The organism is Methylocystis rosea (assembly GCF_003855495.1).
GTDB classification, from domain to species: Bacteria; Pseudomonadota; Alphaproteobacteria; order Rhizobiales; family Beijerinckiaceae; genus Methylocystis; species Methylocystis rosea_A.
This window is the reverse complement of the sequence record NZ_CP034086.1, coordinates 3,005,084-3,024,914: the sequence shown is the minus strand read 5'-3', so window position 1 is coordinate 3,024,914 and position 19,831 is coordinate 3,005,084. Positions and strand designations below refer to the sequence as shown.

At 64.3% G+C, this 19,831-nt stretch carries 21 protein-coding genes; 12 read left to right on the top strand and 9 right to left on the bottom strand.

Annotated elements, in window-relative coordinates:
* Window positions 1-39: 39 nt before the first annotated feature.
* The gene (locus EHO51_RS14660; RefSeq protein ID WP_124739506.1) at window positions 40-1,401 is read left to right on the top strand and encodes a COG4223 family protein; all 1,362 of its coding nucleotides are present in this window, start codon (window positions 40-42) and stop codon (window positions 1,399-1,401) included.
* Between the two features lie 15 nt (window positions 1,402-1,416).
* Window positions 1,417-2,820, top strand: a complete 1,404-nt coding sequence (locus tag EHO51_RS14655) for a heme biosynthesis protein HemY (protein WP_124739505.1) — start codon at window positions 1,417-1,419, stop codon at window positions 2,818-2,820.
* Here the strand turns inward: EHO51_RS14655 and EHO51_RS14650 are convergent.
* Genes EHO51_RS14650 through EHO51_RS14640 form a run of 3 tightly spaced genes read right to left on the bottom strand, consistent with a single transcriptional unit; the run spans window position 2,817 to window position 5,181 of the window.
* Window positions 2,817-3,365, bottom strand: coding sequence for a Smr/MutS family protein (locus tag EHO51_RS14650; RefSeq protein WP_124739504.1), 549 nt, complete (start codon window positions 3,363-3,365; stop codon window positions 2,817-2,819). The two genes, EHO51_RS14655 and EHO51_RS14650, sit on opposite strands and share 4 nt — an antisense overlap.
* A complete protein-coding gene (mltA, locus tag EHO51_RS14645) occupies window positions 3,362-4,477 on the bottom strand; it encodes a murein transglycosylase A (protein ID WP_124739503.1) in 1,116 nt (371 codons plus the stop codon). Before mltA ends, EHO51_RS14650 begins: the two co-directional genes overlap by 4 nt.
* Before the next feature lie 2 nt (window positions 4,478-4,479).
* Window positions 4,480-5,181 (bottom strand): Tim44/TimA family putative adaptor protein, encoded by a 702-nt coding sequence (locus tag EHO51_RS14640; RefSeq protein ID WP_124739502.1) that lies wholly within the window; start codon window positions 5,179-5,181, stop codon window positions 4,480-4,482.
* 115 nt (window positions 5,182-5,296) lie between these two features.
* Here EHO51_RS14640 and EHO51_RS14635 point away from each other — a divergent pair, with 115 nt between their 5' ends.
* Both EHO51_RS14635 and secB read left to right on the top strand, forming a co-directional pair.
* A complete protein-coding gene (locus EHO51_RS14635; RefSeq protein WP_124739501.1) occupies window positions 5,297-5,740 on the top strand; it encodes an FxsA family protein in 444 nt (147 codons plus the stop codon).
* 85 nt (window positions 5,741-5,825) lie between these two features.
* Window positions 5,826-6,314, top strand: a complete 489-nt coding sequence (gene secB / locus EHO51_RS14630) for a protein-export chaperone SecB (RefSeq protein ID WP_018406440.1) — start codon at window positions 5,826-5,828, stop codon at window positions 6,312-6,314.
* On the opposite strand, the gene dnaQ is transcribed toward secB, so the two are convergent.
* Genes dnaQ through EHO51_RS14615 form a run of 3 tightly spaced genes read right to left on the bottom strand, consistent with a single transcriptional unit; the run spans window position 6,311 to window position 8,256 of the window.
* Window positions 6,311-7,030 carry a DNA polymerase III subunit epsilon gene (gene dnaQ, locus EHO51_RS14625; RefSeq protein WP_124739500.1) on the bottom strand — a complete coding sequence of 240 codons (720 nt, stop codon included), beginning with the start codon at window positions 7,028-7,030 and terminating at the stop codon, window positions 6,311-6,313. The two genes, secB and dnaQ, sit on opposite strands and share 4 nt — an antisense overlap.
* 3 nt (window positions 7,031-7,033) lie before the next feature.
* Window positions 7,034-7,624, bottom strand: a complete 591-nt coding sequence (gene coaE / locus EHO51_RS14620; RefSeq protein WP_124740177.1) for a dephospho-CoA kinase — start codon at window positions 7,622-7,624, stop codon at window positions 7,034-7,036.
* Between the two features lie 11 nt (window positions 7,625-7,635).
* Window positions 7,636-8,256 (bottom strand): Maf family protein, encoded by a 621-nt coding sequence (locus EHO51_RS14615; protein WP_432431910.1) that lies wholly within the window; start codon window positions 8,254-8,256, stop codon window positions 7,636-7,638.
* A 401-nt stretch (window positions 8,257-8,657) separates the two neighbouring features.
* On the opposite strand from EHO51_RS14615, the gene hemE reads away from it, so the two are divergent.
* Together hemE and hemJ are read left to right on the top strand one after the other, a co-directional pair.
* Window positions 8,658-9,689 carry a uroporphyrinogen decarboxylase gene (hemE, locus tag EHO51_RS14610; protein WP_124739498.1) on the top strand — a complete coding sequence of 344 codons (1,032 nt, stop codon included), beginning with the start codon at window positions 8,658-8,660 and terminating at the stop codon, window positions 9,687-9,689.
* Between the two features lies 1 nt (window position 9,690).
* The gene (gene hemJ, locus EHO51_RS14605) at window positions 9,691-10,110 is read left to right on the top strand and encodes a protoporphyrinogen oxidase HemJ (RefSeq protein WP_124739497.1); all 420 of its coding nucleotides are present in this window, start codon (window positions 9,691-9,693) and stop codon (window positions 10,108-10,110) included.
* 115 nt (window positions 10,111-10,225) lie between these two features.
* Here the strand turns inward: hemJ and EHO51_RS14600 are convergent, their stop codons facing one another.
* Window positions 10,226-11,281, bottom strand: coding sequence for an amidohydrolase family protein (locus EHO51_RS14600; RefSeq protein ID WP_124739496.1), 1,056 nt, complete (start codon window positions 11,279-11,281; stop codon window positions 10,226-10,228).
* A complete protein-coding gene (locus EHO51_RS14595; protein ID WP_124739495.1) occupies window positions 11,271-12,035 on the bottom strand; it encodes a hypothetical protein in 765 nt (254 codons plus the stop codon). Before EHO51_RS14595 ends, EHO51_RS14600 begins: the two co-directional genes overlap by 11 nt.
* 301 nt (window positions 12,036-12,336) lie before the next feature.
* Here EHO51_RS14595 and rho point away from each other — a divergent pair, with 301 nt between their 5' ends.
* A complete protein-coding gene (rho, locus tag EHO51_RS14590; protein WP_018406432.1) occupies window positions 12,337-13,602 on the top strand; it encodes a transcription termination factor Rho in 1,266 nt (421 codons plus the stop codon).
* Window positions 13,603-13,650: 48 nt separating this feature from the next.
* Here the strand turns inward: rho and EHO51_RS14585 are convergent, their stop codons facing one another.
* Window positions 13,651-14,082, bottom strand: coding sequence for a GNAT family N-acetyltransferase (locus EHO51_RS14585; protein ID WP_245434613.1), 432 nt, complete (start codon window positions 14,080-14,082; stop codon window positions 13,651-13,653).
* Between the two features lie 140 nt (window positions 14,083-14,222).
* Between EHO51_RS14585 and EHO51_RS14580 the strand changes: the two genes are divergently transcribed.
* From EHO51_RS14580 to EHO51_RS14560, 5 genes are read left to right on the top strand one after another with little or no spacing between them, the layout of a single operon-like run.
* The gene (locus EHO51_RS14580; RefSeq protein WP_124739493.1) at window positions 14,223-15,200 is read left to right on the top strand and encodes an aromatic ring-hydroxylating oxygenase subunit alpha; all 978 of its coding nucleotides are present in this window, start codon (window positions 14,223-14,225) and stop codon (window positions 15,198-15,200) included.
* Complete coding sequence (gene mnmE, locus EHO51_RS14575; protein WP_124739492.1) at window positions 15,197-16,495, top strand: tRNA uridine-5-carboxymethylaminomethyl(34) synthesis GTPase MnmE; 1,299 nt, start codon at window positions 15,197-15,199, stop codon at window positions 16,493-16,495. Before EHO51_RS14580 ends, mnmE begins: the two co-directional genes overlap by 4 nt.
* Window positions 16,496-16,522: 27 nt before the next feature.
* Window positions 16,523-18,376 carry a tRNA uridine-5-carboxymethylaminomethyl(34) synthesis enzyme MnmG gene (mnmG, locus tag EHO51_RS14570; RefSeq protein ID WP_124739491.1) on the top strand — a complete coding sequence of 618 codons (1,854 nt, stop codon included), beginning with the start codon at window positions 16,523-16,525 and terminating at the stop codon, window positions 18,374-18,376.
* Window positions 18,373-19,011: a 16S rRNA (guanine(527)-N(7))-methyltransferase RsmG gene (rsmG, locus tag EHO51_RS14565; protein WP_124739490.1), complete on the top strand. Its 639-nt coding sequence runs from the start codon at window positions 18,373-18,375 to the stop codon at window positions 19,009-19,011. The genes mnmG and rsmG overlap by 4 nt, the downstream gene beginning before the upstream one ends.
* Window positions 19,008-19,820 carry a ParA family protein gene (locus EHO51_RS14560; RefSeq protein ID WP_124739489.1) on the top strand — a complete coding sequence of 271 codons (813 nt, stop codon included), beginning with the start codon at window positions 19,008-19,010 and terminating at the stop codon, window positions 19,818-19,820. Before rsmG ends, EHO51_RS14560 begins: the two co-directional genes overlap by 4 nt.
* Window positions 19,821-19,831 lie beyond the last annotated feature (11 nt).

Genomic DNA, 19,831 nt, shown 5'->3' with positions numbered 1-19,831 from the left:
GCATCAACTATAAGGATGCGGGACAGCAAGGATTAGCCAATGGTCTTGCCGAACGACGAAGAACCGAAGCGCGTCGAACCTTCGGAAGCGCCCATCGATTTTGCAGAATCGCCGTTTGAACCGCCGCCTTCGCCGGCGGTCAGACCCAGGCGGCGCTCCTTCTTCGGCCGGCTGGCGGCGACGCTGCTGCTGCTCGTTCTCATCGCGGGCGCGGCGCTTTATGCGGCGATCGCGTTCAAGGATCGAGACGAGCGGCTGAAGGTCGTCGCGGACTATGCCGAGCCTTACGTCGATCAGGCGAGCGGCGCCTTCGGCGCGTTGAAAGACCGCGCCGCTTCGCTCATCGGCGAGACCGAACCGGCGCAGACGACGGCGCCCGAAACGCCGGCGGAAGGACAGTCGGCCACGAGCGACGCGGAAGCGTCCCGGCCCTCCACGGCGCCCGTGAAATCCGCCGAGCCGGCGGTCGAACCGACGCCGCTGGCGCCGCCCACGCCGGCGCCTAACGTCGCTATCGAATCGCAGAAGACGGCGATCGAATCGCAAAAAGCAGCCGTCGCAGCGTTGCAGAGCCGCGTCGATTCGGCCGAAGAGCTGGCGCAACGCGCCTTGCGCGCCGCCGAAGCCGCCCAGGCGGCCGCCAGCGCCGCCAAGACCACCGCCGAAACGGCGGCAAAGGCGAGCCCCGCTCCCGCCGCTCCCGCCGAACAGGGCGAACCCGGGGCGCTCACCGCCAGCGAGCTGATGACGGCGCTTGAAGGCCGCATCGACGAACTTGGGAATGAGACCAAGGCGCTGCGCGAGCGCCTCGAGTCTTCGAAGGGCGAGACCCGCGCGGCGCCAGAGGCCACGGCGGCCACGGCGGCAAAGACTCCCGACGGCCCCGCGGCGATCGTGGTCGTCGCTTTTGCGCTTCAGCGCGAGCTGGAGGCCGGCCGGCCCTATGCGCTCGAGACGAAGGCGCTGACGCGGCTCGGCGCCGATCCCGCCGCGCTGGCGGCCCTGTCGCCCATGGCCGAAAAAGGCGCGCCGACCGCGGCGCAATTGAAGACGGAGTTCGCGCCAGCCGCCAAGCGCATTCGCGCGCTCGAGACCGGCGCTTCCGGTGATCTTGCGGAGCATCTGATGAAGGGCGCCAGCAAACTCGTGCGCGTTCGTCCCTCCGGTCAGGCGCCGACGACCGAGGCTCAGACGGTGGAAGAAAAAGTCGCTCACATCGAGGCGGCGCTGACCCATGGCGACCTTGCCCAGGCGAGCGCCGTTTTCGCAGCGCTCCCCGAAGCGGCCCAGAACGAAGCCAAAGATTTCGGCGCGACCTTGCGCGCCCGCGTCGACGCCGGACGGGCGGCCGACGATCTGCTGCATGGCGCGATCGCCGCGCTTGGCGCAACGAAGGAATAAGCGGGATCCATCGCCATGCTGTTTCTGTTTTTCTTCATCATCGCGCTTGCCGCGGTCGCCTATGGCCTCGAATTGCTGATCGAACAGCCCGGTTCGCTGACGCTGGATTTCGCCGGCTACCAGTTTGAAGCGTCGATACCGGTCGCGGTTGCAGGTCTGCTGCTGATCATCGCCGCGACGGTCGTCCTTTGGGCGATCGCCATGGCGGTGCTGCGGCTGCCTGGCCGTTGGAGCGGCGGGTCGCGGACGAAGCGACGGGATAAGGGATTCGATGCGCTTTCACAGGGATTCATCGCCGTCGGCTCCGGCGACGCCGCCCGCGCCCGCAAGGCCGCGCACGTCGCCGAACGGCTGCTGCCAAGCGAGCCGCTCACACAGGTGCTGAAGGCCCAGGCCGCGCAGCTCGCCGGCGATCGGCGGGTTGCGGAAGAGACCTTCCACAAAATGACCTTGAAGCCGGAGACCAAGCTGCTCGGGCTCCGCGGGCTGCATATCGAGGCGCGACGACGCGACGACGCCGACGCGGCGCATCATTTCGCCAAGGAGGCGCATGACATCGCGCCAGTGCCCTGGGCCGGCGCCGCGATGCTCGAGCACCTCGCCGCGCAGGGCGACTGGCAGAAGGCGCGCGAAGCGATCGAGGCCAGTCTTACCGCCAAGGCGATCGACGCGCCGACAGCGCAGAACCTCCGCGCCGTGATCGAAACCGCCATGGCGATGGAAAAGGAGCGCGACCATCCGCATGACGCGCTCCATCTCGCACGCCAGGCGTTGAAGCGCCGGCCGGGCTTTGCGCCCGCCGCCGTCGCCGCGGCGCGCGTGCTGGCCCGCCATGGCGACCAGAAGCAGTCGCTGAAGCTGATTGAAACGGTCTGGGCGACGAAACCGCATCCTGACCTCGCCGCCGCCTATCTCGAGGCGCTGTCGGGCGAATCGAATACGACGAAGCTCGCGCGGGTGGAGAGGCTTGCCCGCGCCGCCCCCAACGCGCCGGAGAGCCGACATATCGTCGCCGAGGCGGCGCTGTCGGCGCGCGATTTCGCCAAGGCGCGCGCCGCGCTCGCGCCGCTCATCGCCGCCGGCCTTCATCCGACGGCGCACACCTGTCTGATGATGGCGGAGATCGAAGACGGAGAGCACGGACCCTCAGGTCCGGTGCGCGAATGGCTCGCCCGCGGCTCGCGCGCGCCGCGCGATCCTGTCTGGATCGCCGACGGCGTCGTCTCCAAGAACTGGCTGCCGATGTCACCGGTCACCGGCCGGCTGGACGCCTTCGAATGGAAGCCGCCGCCGGACTCCGCGCAACATCTGACCGAGGAAGGCAAGCCGAACATTCCGGCCGCCTTTTTGACCCGCCCCGCCGAACCCGCGGCGCTGCCTGCGGCCGAGGTCTCTGGCGCGGCCGGGCAGCAGGCTTAACGCCCCCGATCCGCGCGGCGGATACGCACATAGAGCGCGCCTTCGCCGCCGTGATGGCGGGCGGCTTCGCCAAATCCGACGACGACGTCGCGCAGATTCGGCGCTTCGAGCCACATCGGCACGACGCGGCGCAGCACGCCGCCTTCGTCCCGCGTCAGCCCCTTGCCCGTCACGATGATCGCGATTCGCGCGCCATTCGCCTGACATCGGCGCAGGAAGGCCGTTAGCGAGCGCTGCGCCTCCGCCTGCCGCAGCCCGTGAAGATCGAGCTTGGCGTCAACGTCGATCCGTCCGCGCTTGATCTTCACGAAGGTGCGGGGGTCGATGTCGATCGGCCGCGGCGGAGGTTTCGGCGCTGCTGGGCGGCCGTCGACCGAAGGCCCAGAAGGCGCCAAAGGCGCGGGGGCTTCGACCGCCGGCGTGGGCGACACGAGCTTTTTCGGGCGCGCCCGAGCGGGTCGAACGTCAGCCGTCGCCATTGTCCAGAGCTCGGCCTCGGCCTGCGACAGCCGGCGCGCATATCGGCGGGAATTCTCCTCGCTCACGGATCGTCCCCAACGTCCTTCGGCAGCAGCACGATCATTTCGGCGGCGTGCCGGATGTCGCCGGCCCGCCTCCCCGCCGCTTCGCCCGCGCCGAAAAAAAGATCGGCGCGCGCTGGACCGATTATGGCAGATCCGGTGTCCTGCGCGATCATCAGTCGACGAAATGGCGTTTCCGCCTGTCCTTGCCATGGAATTTGCGCGGCAATCCAGAAGGGCAGGCCGTAGCACCAGATCGAGCGATCGACGGCGATCGACCGGAACGGCGTCAGCGGCGCGCCCTGCCCGCCGATCGGCCCGATCCTGCGCCGCTCAGACGCATCGATCTCGAAGAACACATAGGAACGGTTCTCCTGCATCAGCCGGCGACCCGCTTCGCCGGGACCAGCTCCGAGGCGCCGCAACGTCTCCTTCATCAGATCGAGCGACATCTCGGCTTTCGTGACGAGCCCGCGCTCAATCATCAGCCGGCCCACGGATGTATAGGGCCAGCCGTTGCGCCCCGCATAGGTCAGCGTCATGACGCCGCCGCCGGGCAGTCGCAGCCGCGCCGAACCCTGCACCTGGATGAGGAACAGTTCGACGGGATCGCGAACATAGGCGAGAGGATGCGCGCTCGGCGCCGCGCCTTCCTCTTCGATCGCGCGCCGATCCGGATAGGGCACGAGCGCGCCATCGGCCTGAATGCGCGCGCTGGTCAGCGTCTCGCCGGTCGGCAGCGAGAGCGGCGAGTCGTTTAAAGTGACGAGATCGCGCGGACGCGACAGGACGGGGGTCGTGAATCCCGGCTCGGGCGACAATCTGGCGTCGACCTCCACCTCGTAATAGGCGGTCACGAAGCCCTTAGTCTTGATGACGTGCGGGCGAAACCAGTCGTGAAAGAAGCGGTCAGGATGATCGATGGCGCCCAGCGCAGCGCGCGCGACGGCGAGAAGCGAAGGGGGAGGCGCGACGGCGCCACGTTGCTCTTGCGCCTTGGCGTCGATGATTTCGGCAGAGCGTCGGAAGGCGGCGAAGGCCGCGGCGAGATCGTCGGCCGCAAAGCCGTCGATCTCTTCGAATTCTATGTTTCGCAGCAGATCGGAAGCGGAAAACTGCGGCGCCTTCCGCGACATGCTCAGTCTTCGGTTTGCGTCGCGACGAGCTTCCAGTTGGGATCGCTCGCCTTGGCGTCGCGCGCAAAGGTCCAGCGCTCGATGACCTTGCGCGTCTGCCCGCCGTCGATGGTTTCGCCGGCCAGGTCACGCCGCACGCTCATCAGTCGAACGACGAAACGGACGGTCACCTCATTGCGGCCGGCGATGGCGCGGGCGGCGTCGACCGTCGCCGAGTCGATCGCGACGACGGCGGTCTCCATGCTTTCGCCCAGCTGCTCACGCCGCGCGATCTCCGCCGAAAACCCGTCGAACACATCCTGCGCCAACAGCGGCTTCAAAGTTTCCCGGTCGCCCTTGGCGAAGGCCGTGACGATGAGTTCATAAGCGCGGCGCGCCCCGCTGACGAAGGATTTGCCGTCGAAATTGGGGTCCGACGCCGCCACGGCGTCGAGGCCGCTCCAAGCGGAGGCGACGCCTTTCTCGGCCACGCCATCCCAGCGCTCGGCGCCAGTGGGGCGCGACGGCGCTTCGGTGATCGGCGCGACGCCCGGCGCCGCGGCGACTGCCGCTGGGGCCGGACCGCGCGGCCCGAAGCGTGCCGGGGGCGGCGTTTCGCGATCCACCCGCATTCCGAGCACCGAGCGCAGCTTCCAGATGACGAAAACCGCGAGCGCCGCGAAAACGATAAGGCTGGGATCGAACAGATCGCCGGAGGCCGGCATTGGCAACTCCCGAATAAATTTGTCGTCGGCTATCATGTCGCTTCGTACATGTCACGAATCAAGGGGCGGGCGTATCGCCGCGGGCGACGTAAGGCCGCAAAGATCGGATGATTCGGTGAAATCTAAGCTTGTCGGCGCCGTCCTCGCAACATGGATCGTGCTGGAGATCCTGTGTTTCGCGCTTGTCGTCCGCGCCGTCGGGCTTCTCGCGGCGATCGCGCTCGCCCTCGGCGCTTCGCTGCTCGGCCTCTCCGACGTGCGGCGCCTCCTCGATTTTGTCCGCGCCGGATTGGCCGCCAAGGCGAAAGGCGAGAGCTCCGCCCTGCGCGACGGAGCCTTTCTCGACGGGGCGTTGCAGGCGCTCGCCTCGATCCTGCTCATTCTTCCGGGCTTCGCCTCCGATTTTGTCGGGCTGGCGCTGAAGTCCCCGTCCGTGCGGCAAAGCCTGGCGCGGCGGTTGCGGGCGCGGTCCGGCGTCGCAGACCCGCGAATCATCGACCTCGACCCGCGCGAGTGGCGGCGCGAAGCGCGCAGAGCGCGACGAAGCGGAGCAAAGTAGAACCGGGGGCGCGCCTTGTTCGCTTCTGACAGACGTGTTAGGCGGGCGCGAATTCTCATGACAACGGCTTTGCTGGAGATCCTACATGACCGACACCAATGGCAACGGCGCGCAAGGAGCGCCGGGCGGCGCTCCGGCCCTCAATTCGCTTGCTCAATATTTGAAGGATTTCTCCTTCGAGAATCCCAACGCGCCGCGTTCGCTCGGCGCGCAGGAGAAGGCGCCAAACATCTCGATTCAAGTCAACGTCAACGCCAAACAGCTGGCGCCGACCGACTTCGAAGTCAGTCTGATGCTCGACTGCAAGGCGGGCGAGGGAGACGGACTCCTCTTCAAGCTCGACCTTGAATATGGCGGCGTGTTCCGACTGTTGAACATTCCCGAAGAGCAGGTGCATCCGATCGTGATGATCGAATGCCCGCGTATGCTGTTTCCCTTCGTGCGCCAGCTTGTGGCCGACGCGACGAGCAAGGGCGGTTATCCGCCGCTCTATATCGATCCGATCGACTTCGTCGCGCTCTATCAGCAAAAGGCCGCCGAAGCGGGCGTCCAGAGCGGCGCTCAGGCGAATTAGCCAGTGGCGCTCGGCGCCGCTGCGTCTTCGTCGCTTGCGAGATAGCGATCCCAGATCGGCGCTTTCATCGTCCCGACAAAGACAGAGTGCGCCGTCTCTTCGGCCGCGCTTAACCGCGGCGCGAGCGGCTCGGGGCGACGGCGCAACAGATCGTTCAAGGCGGCGATGCGCACCGCCTGAACGGTCTGCAGCGACAGCGCCGACTGCCGTCCGCCGCAAAGCTCGGCGTAGACCTCGGCCAGGAGATTGGCGTCGAGCAGGGCGCCGTGTTTCTCGCGCCGCGAGAGATCGATGGCGTAGCGCTGACACAAGGCGTCGAGAGAATTGGGGCCCCCAGGATGGCGGCGGCGCGCCATGGCGAGCGTGTCGATGATGCGGCCGCCGCCCAGCGGCGGCAAATTCATGAGCGCGAATTCGGCGTTGAGAAAGCGCGTATCAAATTCGGCGTTGTGAATCACCAGCGGCGCATCCTCGATAAAGTCGAGAAATTCGGCGGCGATTTCCTTGAAGATCTTGTGCTGCGCGAGAAATTCGCGAGAGAGGCCATGCACCCGGAAGGCTTCGTCCGGCATGTCGCGCTGTGGATCGACGTAGCAGTGGAAATGCCTGCCTGTCGGGATGAGATTGGAAATCTCGACCGCGCCGATTTCGACGACGCGATGGCCGCTAGACGGATCGAGCCCCGTCGTTTCAGTATCGAGAACGATCTCCCGCATTTTTCACCCGAGTCGCGCTTCAAGCGCTTTCACAATGTTTCGCACCTCTTTGCGCGCTGCGTCCAGACCCTGGTCGGTATGGACCACGAAATCGGCGCGGGCGCGCTTTTCTGAATCAGGCGTCTGCTTCGACAGAATGGACGCAAATTTCTCCGCCGTCATGCCTTCCCGGGCAAGAACGCGCGCCTTTTGCACATCTTCCGGCGCGGTGACGACGACGATGACGTCGAAGTCCTTTTCAGCGCCGGTTTCGAACAGCAGCGGTATGTCGAAAACGACGATGCGGTCGCCCTGATTTTTACGTTCTTCGATCAGAGCGTCGCGCGCCGCCCACACCATCGGATGCACGATCGCTTCCAGGCGCTTGAGCGCCGCGGGATCGTCAAGAACGCGGGCGGCGAGCCGCGGACGGTCGACGACGCCATTCACGACGACGCCGGGAAACGCGTGCTCAATCTCGGCCGCCGCCGGTCCTCTATAGAGGTCATGCACGAGCTGATCGGAATCGAGAACCGCGACGCCTTCGGCGCGAAACATGTCGGCCGTCGTCGACTTGCCCATGCCGATCGAGCCGGTCAGCCCCACGCGCAGCATCTTTGGCTGTGTCACGAAAGGAGCGCCCCCTCGCGCCGAAGCGCCTCGAGGAGCTCCAGCAGCGGAAGCCCCATGATGGTCCAGTAATCGCCTTCGACCTTGGAGAAGAGTTGCGCGCCCAGGCCTTCAATCTGATAGGCGCCGGCCGAAGTCAGCGCATTCTCACCGACAGCCGCCAGATAAGCGGCGATGAAGTCCTCGCTCAGCGCCCGCATGGTGAGGTCGGCGACGCCGACCGTCGCAAAGACGACGGCGCCGTCGCGAGAGAGAGCGATCGCCGAATGCAGGCGGTGCCGGCGGCCGGAGAGGAACCGCAGGAGCGTTTCGGCTTCCCCCATATCCGCCGGCTTGCCGAAAATTCTGCCTTCGCAGCTTGCCACTTGATCGGCGCCGAGCACGAGCCGTCCGTCAACGGAAACGGCGAGCGCCTTGGCGCGCGCCAACGCTAGGGCGATTGCGTCGGCGTCGGCGCCGTCGAGCCGCGATTCGATCGCCCGTTCGTCGACATCCGCCGGAATCGACTCGAAAGGAACGCCCGAATGCAACAGCGCCTGCCGCCGGCCGGCGCTTTTCGAGGCGAGAATCAGCGGCGCCGATTCGCGCCAGAAAGTCGATATTGGCCTTGCGGTCACGTCCACAGCCCTCCCGCGAAAGCCGAAGAGCGGGGATAAACCGCTGTCAAAAAATGCTCCGCTTCGGTTAGCGGGCATAGAGTCCCCAAACGCTCAACAGGAGAAGCGCTGTCGATGGGATTCGCGCCGACGCCGGTACAGGAGGGATTCACAGGCCATCCACAATCACTTGCGCCGAGAACGAGCGATACGTCCATGATTCCATTCGCTGTCTGAATTTTTCCCGCTACGGCCCCCACGACCGGGTCTTCGCGGCTCGCCTGTGGGCGACTGGTTAATGAAAATTAACTTTTGTCCGCTACGCGATACAACTGAAGAATCAATTCTTATTAAAATGAATTTTGTTTTAATGGCGTTTCGCGCTACCCCGCTTGTCGAGGACGACAGACGGAGCGAACGCGATGGCGGACGAGAAGGCGCTTCTTTCGGTTCTGCGCAGACAGGTGCGGAGCGTTCCGCCGCTCTGGCTGATGCGTCAAGCGGGCCGTTACCTTCCCGAATATCGCGACGTTCGGGCGACGACGAAAAGCTTTCTGGATTTCTGCTATTCGCCGCAGAAGGCGGCCGACGTGACGCTGCAGCCGATCCGGCGCTTTCACTTCGACGCAGCGATTTTGTTCTCCGACATTCTTGTGGTGCCCGACGCCATGGGCCAACGGGTTTCCTTCGAGAGCGGCTCGGGGCCGCGGCTGGAGCCGATCGAAACGCCGGAGCAGGCGCAGCGGCTCGGCGCATTCAAGATCGAGCATCTTTCGCCGGTGTTCGAGACGATTGATCTTGTAAAGACGGCGCTGCCGTCGGACGTCGCCTTCATCGGCTTTTGCGGGGCGCCGTTCACGGTCGTGAGCTATATGATCGCGGGGCAGGGCACTCCCGATCAGGCGCCGGCGCGTCTGTTCGCCTATCGTCATCCCGATGCTTTCGCGCAGCTGATCGATCGCGTCGTTGAGGCGTCAATCGACTATCTTGCGCGCCAGATCGAGGTTGGCGTGGAGGTCGTGCAGATCTTCGACAGCTGGGCCGGCGTCTTGCCGGCAAATGAATTTCAGCGCTGGTCGGCGGCGCCGGTCCGGCGGATCGTTGAAGGCGTCAAGGCGCGCCATCCGCAGATTCCAGTGATCGCCTTCATACGCGGCGCCGACGCGCATCTGCCCAAGCTTACGCAGATGATCGGCGCGGATGCTTACGGCATCGATACGGCGCTCGATCCCGCATGGGCCGTTGCGCAAACCGAATCGAATGTGCCGCTGCAAGGCAATCTCGATCCGCTCGTGCTTGTCGCGGGCGGAGAAGCGCTCGACCGCGAAGTCGATTCGATTCTCGCCGCCTTCGAAGGCCGTCCGCATATCTTCAATCTGGGTCACGGCATCTTGCAGCAGACGCCGATCGAAAATGTCGAGCGGCTTGTCGCGCGCGTTAGGGGGGCCGGCTGACATGTACCTCTGGATCAAAGCGCTGCATGTGATCGCCATCATCTCGTGGATGGCGGGGCTTCTCTATCTGCCGCGTCTCTTCGTCTACCATGCCAGCGCGGGCGAGCGAGCGCTCTCCGAGACGTTCAAGATCATGGAGCGGCGGCTGTATCGCTACATCATGACGCCGGCGATGCTCGTCGCCTGGATGACGGGAATCTATCTGGCGATCGAGGGCGGCGCGCTGTCGTCAGGATGGTTTCATGCGAAAGCGACGCTCGTCGTGCTGCTAACCGCCGCGCATATTCATGACGGCGCGCTGATGCGCCGTTTCGCGGCAGACGCCAATGTTCATTCGCCGCGCTACTATCGCATCTTCAATGAACTGCCGACCCTGCTAATGATCGGCGTCGTCATTCTGGTGATCGTCAAGCCGTTCTGATTCTCGAGCAGGTTCCGAAAAAGTTGACAGACTTTTTCGATGAGAACCTGCTCCAATATTTCGATTTTGAGCGATTCCTTATCGATCACATGAGTTCATGTGATCGGGAAGCGCTCTAGGCGATGATCTTATCCCAGTCGGGCGCGATCGGCCGCGCGGCGCGATTCACCTTGCCCTTGTTGGCGCCATAGATGCGCTCTGCGGTTCGCCAGCAGAGATCCGCGCAGGCCTTGTCGCTCAGCTGGTCGAGAAAAACGTCGTAGCGTTGGAGTTCTGGTCCCAAGCGCTCGAATTTGGCGACGAGGTCGGAGCCCAAACAAATGCGCTCGCTATGACGTTCGGTGAGCGCCAGCCAATTTTCGTCCGGCGCGCAGTCAGGGCAGATGGCGACGTCGTAGATGACCCATGAATAATCGACGCAGACATTTGGATATTGATCGAGCAGCCGCTCGACCATCTGATAATAGAAGGGCGCATTCACCCGCCGCGACATGCCGCAATGCGCGAAGATGAAGCGCGTGCGCGGAAATTCGCGCAGCGCCTCTTCGAGTTCGAAGAGATAGACGGGATGATCGCCTTTCGAAACGGCCGTGACGTTTTGATGCAACAGCACCGGAAGGTCGTAGTGTGCTGCAAATTCGTAGATCGGGTAGAGCGCGCGATGATTGGCGCGCGCGTTTTCGCCGAAGGTGAAGGCGGTGAGATCATCGTGGCGCAACAGCATTTCGCCAATGCCGCTCCACACGTCGGGATATTGCTCATATAGCCGCTCGACGTGACGAATGGCGTAGCGATCGACTGGATTGAAGCCGCAGATCAGCGGATAGAGTCGGCTCTGATGCTCTGCGGGCAGCGCGCGCACCATCTCGGCGACGATGACGTCCGTATAGGCGTAATAATAGCAGTGCGCGTCATTGGCGAGATAATAGTCCGGCGGCTCGCGGTCATATTCGTTCCATAGCTTGCGCACCGGCAGTCCGAAGATCACCGCCTTATCGACATTGGCGCGATCCATGTGATCGAGGAGCGCCGGTCCGCCTGGCGTCTCCTGGACGAAATCGACGACGTGAAGATGCGCGTCAATCATCCGGCGTCTGCTGCCGCGAAGCCGCGCAAGCGAACCGACGTCTTGCGAGTTGCGGCGCGAAATACGCGATGGTTCATACGGCATTGTCCGCTCCGAGCTTGGCGAGCAACTGGATGGCCTCGTCGGGCCTAATCCGATCGTAGAGGTAAATCCACGCCCTACGGTCGACGATGATCTCCACAAGCTGTTGGCGATCGAATTGATCAAGCAGAGTCGCGCTGATGGTGGGCGGGAGCGCGCGCAGCAGCAGCGCCAGATCGCGCGCGTTGCGCGTCAACTCCGCGACGCGTGCGAATCCGATGCTGTCGAGCAGCGCGCGTTGAGCGTCTTCGGCGAGCGCGTTTAACGCGAGCGCCAGATCGTCGCCATGGCGGATGAGGCGACGCAAATAATCGGCGCCGAGAAGTTCAAGAAGCCGCCGGCTGCGTTGCGCATAGGTCCATTCCAAAGCGCCTGAAAGGTCCCGCGCGGTGACGATAAGCTTGCGCAATCCTGGTCCGCCAAGAGTGTCGATGACGCTCAATCTGACTTGCGGCTCCGCGATCGTCGCCAGCAACTCGCGCAGGTGACGCGCGGTCTGCAGAGCGTCGGCCAAGGAATCGCTCATCGCCTCGACGAGGAAGATCTGGTCGTCGCGACCGAGTTCGCGCATCAGCAGCGGCAGGTCCGAAGGCTTGCGAATGATTTGCGGCAAATGCGGGCGCAGCTGCGTGAGAACCTCCCGGTCGCGGCGGCCGTTGAGCACGTCGAGAAGGACGACGAGCTCCTCGGCGTCGCCGACGTCGGCGCTTTCGCCGTCCAGTCGAACCGGATAGCGAGCGAGATTGATGGCGGCCATCTGAAGTCCCGTGAGCAAAAAGAGGGGGTGAGATGAGCAAAGGGGAAAAGATTATGCGGCGCCTCAGTCCGGCTGCGCCAGCGGCGCGAGCCCGGCCGGCGCGTTAAGACCGCTTTAACGGAACTCTTGATTCATGTCTGGAAATTGTCTAAGTGAGCCATATCCCTCTGAGGCCCGTGTCTGCTTGTAGCGGCATCGCCGGATTTTCGCCGGCGCTCCCCGAAGGCCGTCTCCCCCGCCCCACCTCTTCTCTCCGGCTCGTTTCCATCTGCGCGCCAGTAATACCCAAGGTTCCTCCTGAATGCGGGAAATAAAACTTTCGGACTTGAAGGCTAAGTCCGCCGCCGAACTCCTCGCTTTTGCCGAAGAGCACGAAGTCGAGAACGCCTCTCTCCTGCGCAAACAGGAACTCCTCTTCGCGATTCTGAAACAATTCGCGAGTCGCGACGTCGAAATCGTCGGCGTCGGCGTCGTCGAAGTGCTGCAGGACGGCTTCGGCTTTCTGCGGTCGCCCGACGCGAATTATCTCGCCGGTCCCGACGACATTTACGTCTCGCCCTCGCAGATCCGAAAGTTCGGCCTGCGCACCGGCGACACAGTCGAGGGCATGATCCGAAGCCCCAAAGAGGGCGAACGCTATTTCGCGCTCTTAAAGGTTAACAGCATCAATTTCGAAGATCCCGAGAAGGTGCGCCACAAGGTGCCCTTCGACAATCTGACGCCGCTCTATCCGGACGAGCGCCTCAAGCTCGAGATCGAGGACCCGACCCGCAAGGATCTCTCGTCGCGCATCATCGATCTCGTCGCGCCGATCGGCAAAGGGCAGCGCGCGCTGGTCGTGGCGCCGCCGCGCACCGGCAAGACCGTGCTCCTGCAGAATATCGCGCAGTCGATCACGACCAATCACCCCGAGTGCTATCTCATCGTGCTGCTCATCGACGAGCGGCCTGAGGAAGTCACCGACATGCAGCGCTCGGTGAAGGGCGAGGTCGTCTCCTCGACCTTCGACGAGCCGGCGGTGCGCCACGTGCAGGTCGCGGAAATGGTGATCGAGAAGGCGAAGCGTCTCGTCGAACACGGCCGCGACGTGGTGATCCTGCTCGATTCGATCACGCGGCTCGGGCGCGCCTACAACACCGTGGTGCCGTCGTCCGGCAAGGTGCTGACCGGCGGCGTCGACGCCAACGCGCTGCAGCGGCCCAAGCGCTTCTTCGGCGCGGCGCGCAATATCGAGGAAGGCGGCTCGCTGACGATCATCGCGACGGCCTTGATCGACACGGGCTCGCGCATGGACGAAGTCATCTTCGAAGAGTTCAAGGGCACCGGCAACAGCGAGATCATTCTCGACCGCAAGGTTTCCGACAAGCGGATTTTCCCGGCGCTGGACATCACCCGCTCCGGCACCCGCAAGGAAGAGCTGCTCGTCGCGCCCGACATCCTCAAGAAGATGTACGTTCTGCGCCGTATCCTCAATCCGATGGGCACGGTCGACGCGATCGAATTCCTGCTCGGAAAGCTGCGCGAGACGAAGAACAATCTGGGCTTCTTCGATTCGATGAATACGTAACGGCGATAAGACTTCGGCCGAGTCATCGGCCCGTTCTTGCCGCCTGTTTTATTCGTTGAAACGAAGCGCCATCAGCGTTTCGTCGAGATAATCGCCGTCGCCGTTTTTCGCTGAGCGCTCTTCGACGCCATAGGCGCGAAATCCCCATCGCTCATAGAAACGCAGCGCGCGAAAATTCGTCGAGACGACGGTAAGCGTGACGATCTCGACCTTGCCGCGCGCCTCGTCGATCAGTCTTTTCATGATCGCGTCGGCGGCGCCTGTTCCGCGCTCTGCGGCTTTCACATACATGCCGTATAGCAGCGCTTTGTGGCGCGTCTTCACGCCGTCGCTCCAAGCGAGTCCGCCAACGCCAATCAATTGCGAGTCGTCTGCGATGAACGCGCCGATGACAAAGTCGCGCTGAAGGCGTGCGGCGACCGCGTCTGGCGCGATATGGGCTTCATCTTCCGGCGCGAAGCGAAAGGCGCGGGGCTCCAATGTAAAGCTCTCGAGTCGCAATGCCTGAAAGCACCCCGCGTCCGAGCCGTTGAGCCGGCGACATATTGCTCGCGTTCGCATATGTCTTTGTGCCGGACAGTCCTTGCGAATTCCAGCGGCGAAGGAAATAAGCGGCGCGCATGTTCAAGGATTTCGCCAATGTGTGGACGATCGTCGGCCTGGCGTGCGATCTGAAGCGCGACACGCCGCTGGCGATGCGCGTCGCCGGCGAGCGTGTCGTCTTCTTCCGGGACGCGGGCGGCAAGGCCTGCGCCCTCGTCGATCGATGTCCGCATCGCGGCGTCGCGCTCTCGCTCGGGCGAGTCGAGACGGGCGTCATCGAATGTCCCTTCCACGGCTGGCGCTTCGACGGCGCGGGCCGTAACTGCCACGTCCCCTGGAATCCAGACGCAAAACGCGAAAACTTGAGCGCCGTGGCGCTGCCGTGCAGCGAGTCCGGCGGTCTGTTGTGGCTCTACACGGGCGTCGATTCCATCGAAGAACCTTCGCTATCTCAAACGCTTATGGCGCCGCAGGGCGTCACGCTGTGCGCCCAATCGGTGGTCTGGAAGGCGCATTGGACGCGGGTCATGGAAAACATGCTTGACAGTCCGCATCTGCCTTTTGTGCACCGCAGCACGATCGGGCGCGATCTTTCCAAATATGTCGGCGCTGGCAGGCTAGAGATGGCGTTCGAGCCACAGCCCTACGGCGGGCGCATTTGCGCGAGCGTCGACGGCGCGCCCCGCGCCGGCAATATGGATTACCGCTTCCCCAATGTGATGGAGCTCTTCATCGATCCGCCGGGGAAGATTTTTCGGCTCATGGTCGCCTGCATTCCCGAAGACGAGGAGACGACACGACTCTGGCTGCTGACCGTGCGTAGCTTTGCGCGTGCGCCGCTGTTTGATTTCGCCTTCCGCTGGATGAACCGCAGGATCGCCCGCGAGGATCAGGCGATTGTTGAATCCTCTCTGCCGCCTGTGGCTCCGCCGGCGGCCGAGGAGGCGTCCGTGCGCACCGACGCGCCGACCCTGGCGTTTCGCAAGATTTATCGCGAGCGGCTGCTGGGAAGCTCCGTATCGGCGCCGCGCCGACCCCAGGCAGCCGCGCCGTGACGGCGGATGACACGATCTTCGCGCTCGGCACCGGCGCAGGGCGCGCCGCCATCGCCGTCATCCGGATTTCGGGGCCGGGGGCCGGGGAGGCGGTCGAGGCGCTCGCCGGCAAGCTCCCGGCGCCGCGGCAGGCGAGTTTTGCGGTTCTGCGCGATCCCCAGACCGGGGAAATGCTTGATCGGGGGATTGCGCTGTTCTTTCCCGGTCCCGCGTCGTCAACGGGGGAGGATTACGCCGAGCTGCAGCTCCATGGCGGCCGGGCGGTCGTCGAGGGCGCGCTCGCCGCTTTGCATCGGCTGCCTGGCGTGCGGCCGGCCGAACCCGGTGAATTCGCGCGCCGCAGCTTCGCCAATGGCAAGCTCGATCTCTCTCAGGCGGAAGCGCTGGCCGATCTCGTCGACGCGCAGACCGAGGCGCAGCGGCGACAGGCGCTGCGGGTGGCGGGCGGCGCGTTGCGCCGGAAGGTCGAGGGCTGGCGTACGGCGCTGGTCGAGTCGCTGGCGCTTGTCGAGGCCGAGCTCGACTTCAGCGACGAGGCGGATGTGGGGGTGTTTTCGTCGGCGCGGCTTGGCGCGCTGCTTTCGCCGCTCGCCGAGGACATGCGCGCGGCGCTGCGGCTCGCGCCAGCCTCGGAGCGCATGCGCGACGGGTTCGTCGTCATGATTCTCGGGCGGCCGAACGTCGGCAAATCGACGCTGATCAACGCGCTGACCCGGCGCGATCTCGTAATCGTCTCGCCGATCCCCGGCACCACGCGCGACATGATCGAGGCGCATCTCGATATTGGCGGTTTGCCCGTCACGTTGATCGACACGGCGGGACTGCGCGAGGCGGCCGACGCGATCGAGCGGATCGGCGTCGACCGGACGCTGGCGCGGGTCGAAACCGCCGACCTGGCGCTGTGGCTGTCGGATTCTGCGGAGGCGCCGCCGGCGCACGACGTCGAGACAATCCGCGTTGCGACCAAAACCGATCTGGCGCCGGCGCCGCAAGGCGCGATCGGCGTCTGCGCTTTGAGCGGCGAGGGGTTGGAGACGTTGGCGGCAGCGATTGAAGCGCGCGCCCGGGCGCGATTGGGTGACGGGGCGTCGTCGCTGATCGTGCGAGAAAGGCATCGTCGCGCGCTGGAGCAAGCCGTTGAAAGCATTGACATTGTCCTAGCTGGAGGCGAGGCGCTCGAGCTTCAGGCCGAGGAGTTGCGCCGCGCCAGCGCCGCGCTCGGGCGGATTGTCGGCGCCGTCGACGTCGAAGAAATTCTCGATGCGGTTTTCTCGCGTTTCTGTATCGGCAAATGATATGTTTCACGTGAAACAGGCCAAGCCATGAATTCCGCTATGAAGCAATTCGACGTCATTGTGATCGGCGGCGGCCACGCCGGCTGTGAGGCTGCGGCTGTAGCGGCGCGTCTTGGCGCGCACACGGCGCTGGTGACCCAGAGCCGCGCAAAAATTGGCGAAATGTCCTGCAATCCGGCGATCGGCGGGCTCGGTAAGGGCCAGCTGGTACGGGAGATCGATGCGCTGGATGGACTGATGGGACGGGTCGCTGACGCCGCCGGCATCCAGTTCCGCGTGCTCAACCGCTCCAAGGGCCCGGCGGTGCGCGGTCCCCGCGCCCAGGCCGACCGCAAGCTCTATCGCGCGGCGATGCAGGCCGCGCTGAATGAGACGAAAAATCTGGCGATCGTCGAAGCCTCCGTCGAAGATCTGCTGATGGAGGGCCAAACTATTCGCGGCGTCGTCACCGCCGAGGGCCAGATCAGCGCCGCGTCCGTCGTCATCGCCACCGGCACATTTCTCGGCGGGGTGATCCATATCGGCGATGAGCGCACGCCCGCTGGACGGATGGGCGATGCGCCTTCCAACGGCTTAAGCCGACGGTTGCGGGCGGCCGGTTTTGCGGTCGCGCGGCTCAAGACCGGCACACCGCCGCGGCTCGACGGCCGCACGATCCGCTGGGACGCTCTCGAAGTCCAATGGGGCGATTCGACGCCCGAACCCTTCTCCTATCTGACGACGGCGATCGCGAACCGCCAGATCGCCTGCGGCGTCACGCGCACGACGCCTGCCGCGCATCGGATCATACTCGACGATCTGCATCGCTCGCCAATGCGCACGGGGGCCATCTCCGGCCCCGGACCGCGCTATTGCCCCTCGATCGAGGACAAGGTGACGCGCTTCGCCGATCGCGACGCCCATCAGATTTTTCTCGAACCCGAAGGGCTCGACGACGACACTGTCTATCCGAACGGCATTTCGACCTCGCTGCCGCTGACGACTCAGCAGGCCTTCATCAACGCCATTCCTGGGCTAGAGGAGACCCGTATTCTGCGGCCGGGCTATGCGATCGAATATGATTATGTCGATCCGCGCGAACTCTCGGCGACCCTCGAAACCAAGCGTTTTCGCGGTCTTTTCTTCGCCGGGCAGATCAATGGCACGACGGGATATGAGGAAGCCGCCGCACAAGGGCTGCTCGCCGGGATCAATGCGGCGCGCTACGCCGCCGGAACGGCCGAAATCGTCTTCGATCGCGCGGAAGCCTATCTCGGCGTGATGATCGACGATCTCGTCACCCGGGGGGTCAGCGAGCCTTACCGCATGTTCACCTCGCGCGCCGAATATCGCCTGTCGCTGCGCGCCGACAACGCCGACGAGCGCCTAACGCCGCGGGGCCTAGAGATCGGCTGCGTCGGCGCTGATCGAGCGTCCCATCACTCAGCCCGCGCTGCCCGCCTCGAAGCTGCGCGAACCATGGTGCAAACGCGGGAATTGACCTCTGCGGCGGCGCGCCGGCACGGTCTGCCGGTCAATCAGGACGGGCTGCGCCGCAGCGCCTATGCGCTGCTGTCCTTTCCGGACATCACGCTGGATCGCCTGGCGTCGATCTGGCCCGAGTTGAGCGGAATTGACGCCGATACTGCCGAGCGACTGGAGACCGAGGCCGGCTACGCCGTCTATCTCGACCGCCAGCAGGCCGATATCGACGCGTATCGACGCGACGAGCGCCTGGCGCTGCCGGATGGGTTGGATTATGCGGCGATCGCCGGACTTTCGGCGGAATTGCGCGGAAAATTGAGCTATCTGCGGCCGCGCACCATCGGCCAGGCGCAGCGGATCGACGGCATGACGCCTTCGGCGTTGACGCTGCTGGCGGCGCGGGCGCGCCGCGCGTGAGAGACAGATCTTGCCGGGAAGAGGCCCTCGAACTCTTCCCGGAACTTAAAGCGATCGTAGCCGAGCTTGAGATCTATGAGTCGCTGCTGCGGCGCTGGCAGGCGAAGATCAATCTCGTCTCCTCGGCGACGCTCGACGAAATTTGGTTGCGGCACTTCGCCGATTCGGCGCAGGTTTACGCGGCCGCGCCTCACATCCGATGTTGGGCGGACCTGGGGTCCGGCGCAGGCTTTCCCGGGCTGGTGACGGCGCTCTTGTTGAAGTCGATGCCGGATGTCGTCGTGCACCTGATTGAAAGTGACCAGCGCAAGGCTGGATTCCTCCGCGCTGTTTCACGTGAAACAGGAGCGCCGGTGGTCATTCATGCGGCGCGGATCGAAAGCGTTCTGCCCAATCACGCCGCCGAAGTCGGCGGCGTTAGCGCACGCGCCCTCGCGCCGCTCTCCCGTCTCGTGCAGCTTGCCGAGGCGCCGCTACAAAAAGGCGCTGTTGGGGTGTTTTTAAAGGGGGAAGAGTGGCGAGACGAATTGACCGCGGTTGAGGCGCTCGGTAGCTTGAGCTGCGAATCGGCGGACAGCCGCACCCGCAAGGGCGCGCGAGTCGTCGTCGTCAAGCACAAGGTTTCCCCATCGTGACCGCTTCCTCTTCGCCGCGCATTTTTGTGCTGGCCAATCAAAAGGGCGGCGTGGGCAAGACAACCACCGCCATCAATCTCGGCACGGCGCTGGCGGCGGTCGGTGAGGAAGTTCTGGTCATCGACCTCGATCCGCAAGGCAATGCGTCGACCGGCCTTGGCGTCGACCGTCACCAACGAACGATTTCCACCTATGACGTGCTGCTCGGCGAATCGAGCCTCGCCGATGCGATCATCGCCACGGCCGTGCCGCGGCTCTCGATCGCGCCGTCGACTCTGGATTTGCTCGGCGTCGAGCTTGAGATCGCCAATGACAAGGATCGCGCCTATAGGTTGAAGCGCGCCTTTGCCGAGCTGGCGGCCGATCACGATGATGAACGGCGCTACAGCTATATTCTGATCGATTGCCCGCCATCGCTAAACCTATTGACTATCAATGCGTTAGCGAGCAGCGACGCCGTCGTTGTGCCGCTGCAGTGCGAATTTTTCGCGCTGGAAGGTCTGTCTCAGCTCCTTTCAACTGTCGAACAGGTTCGGCAGACTCTCAACCAAAAGTTGTCGATCCACGGCGTCGTTCTGACGATGTATGACCCCCGAAACAATCTCGCCAATCAGGTCGTCGCCGACGTGCGTCGTTTCATGGGCGAGAAGGTCTATCAGACGATGATCCCGCGCAACGTCAGGGTCTCGGAGGCGCCTTCACATGGCAAGCCGGTGCTGCTCTATGACCTCAAATGCGCGGGCAGTCAGGCCTATCTGAAGCTCGCCTCGGAAGTGATCCAGCGCGAGAAGCGGTTGCGCGCGGCCTAAGCGTCAAGCAG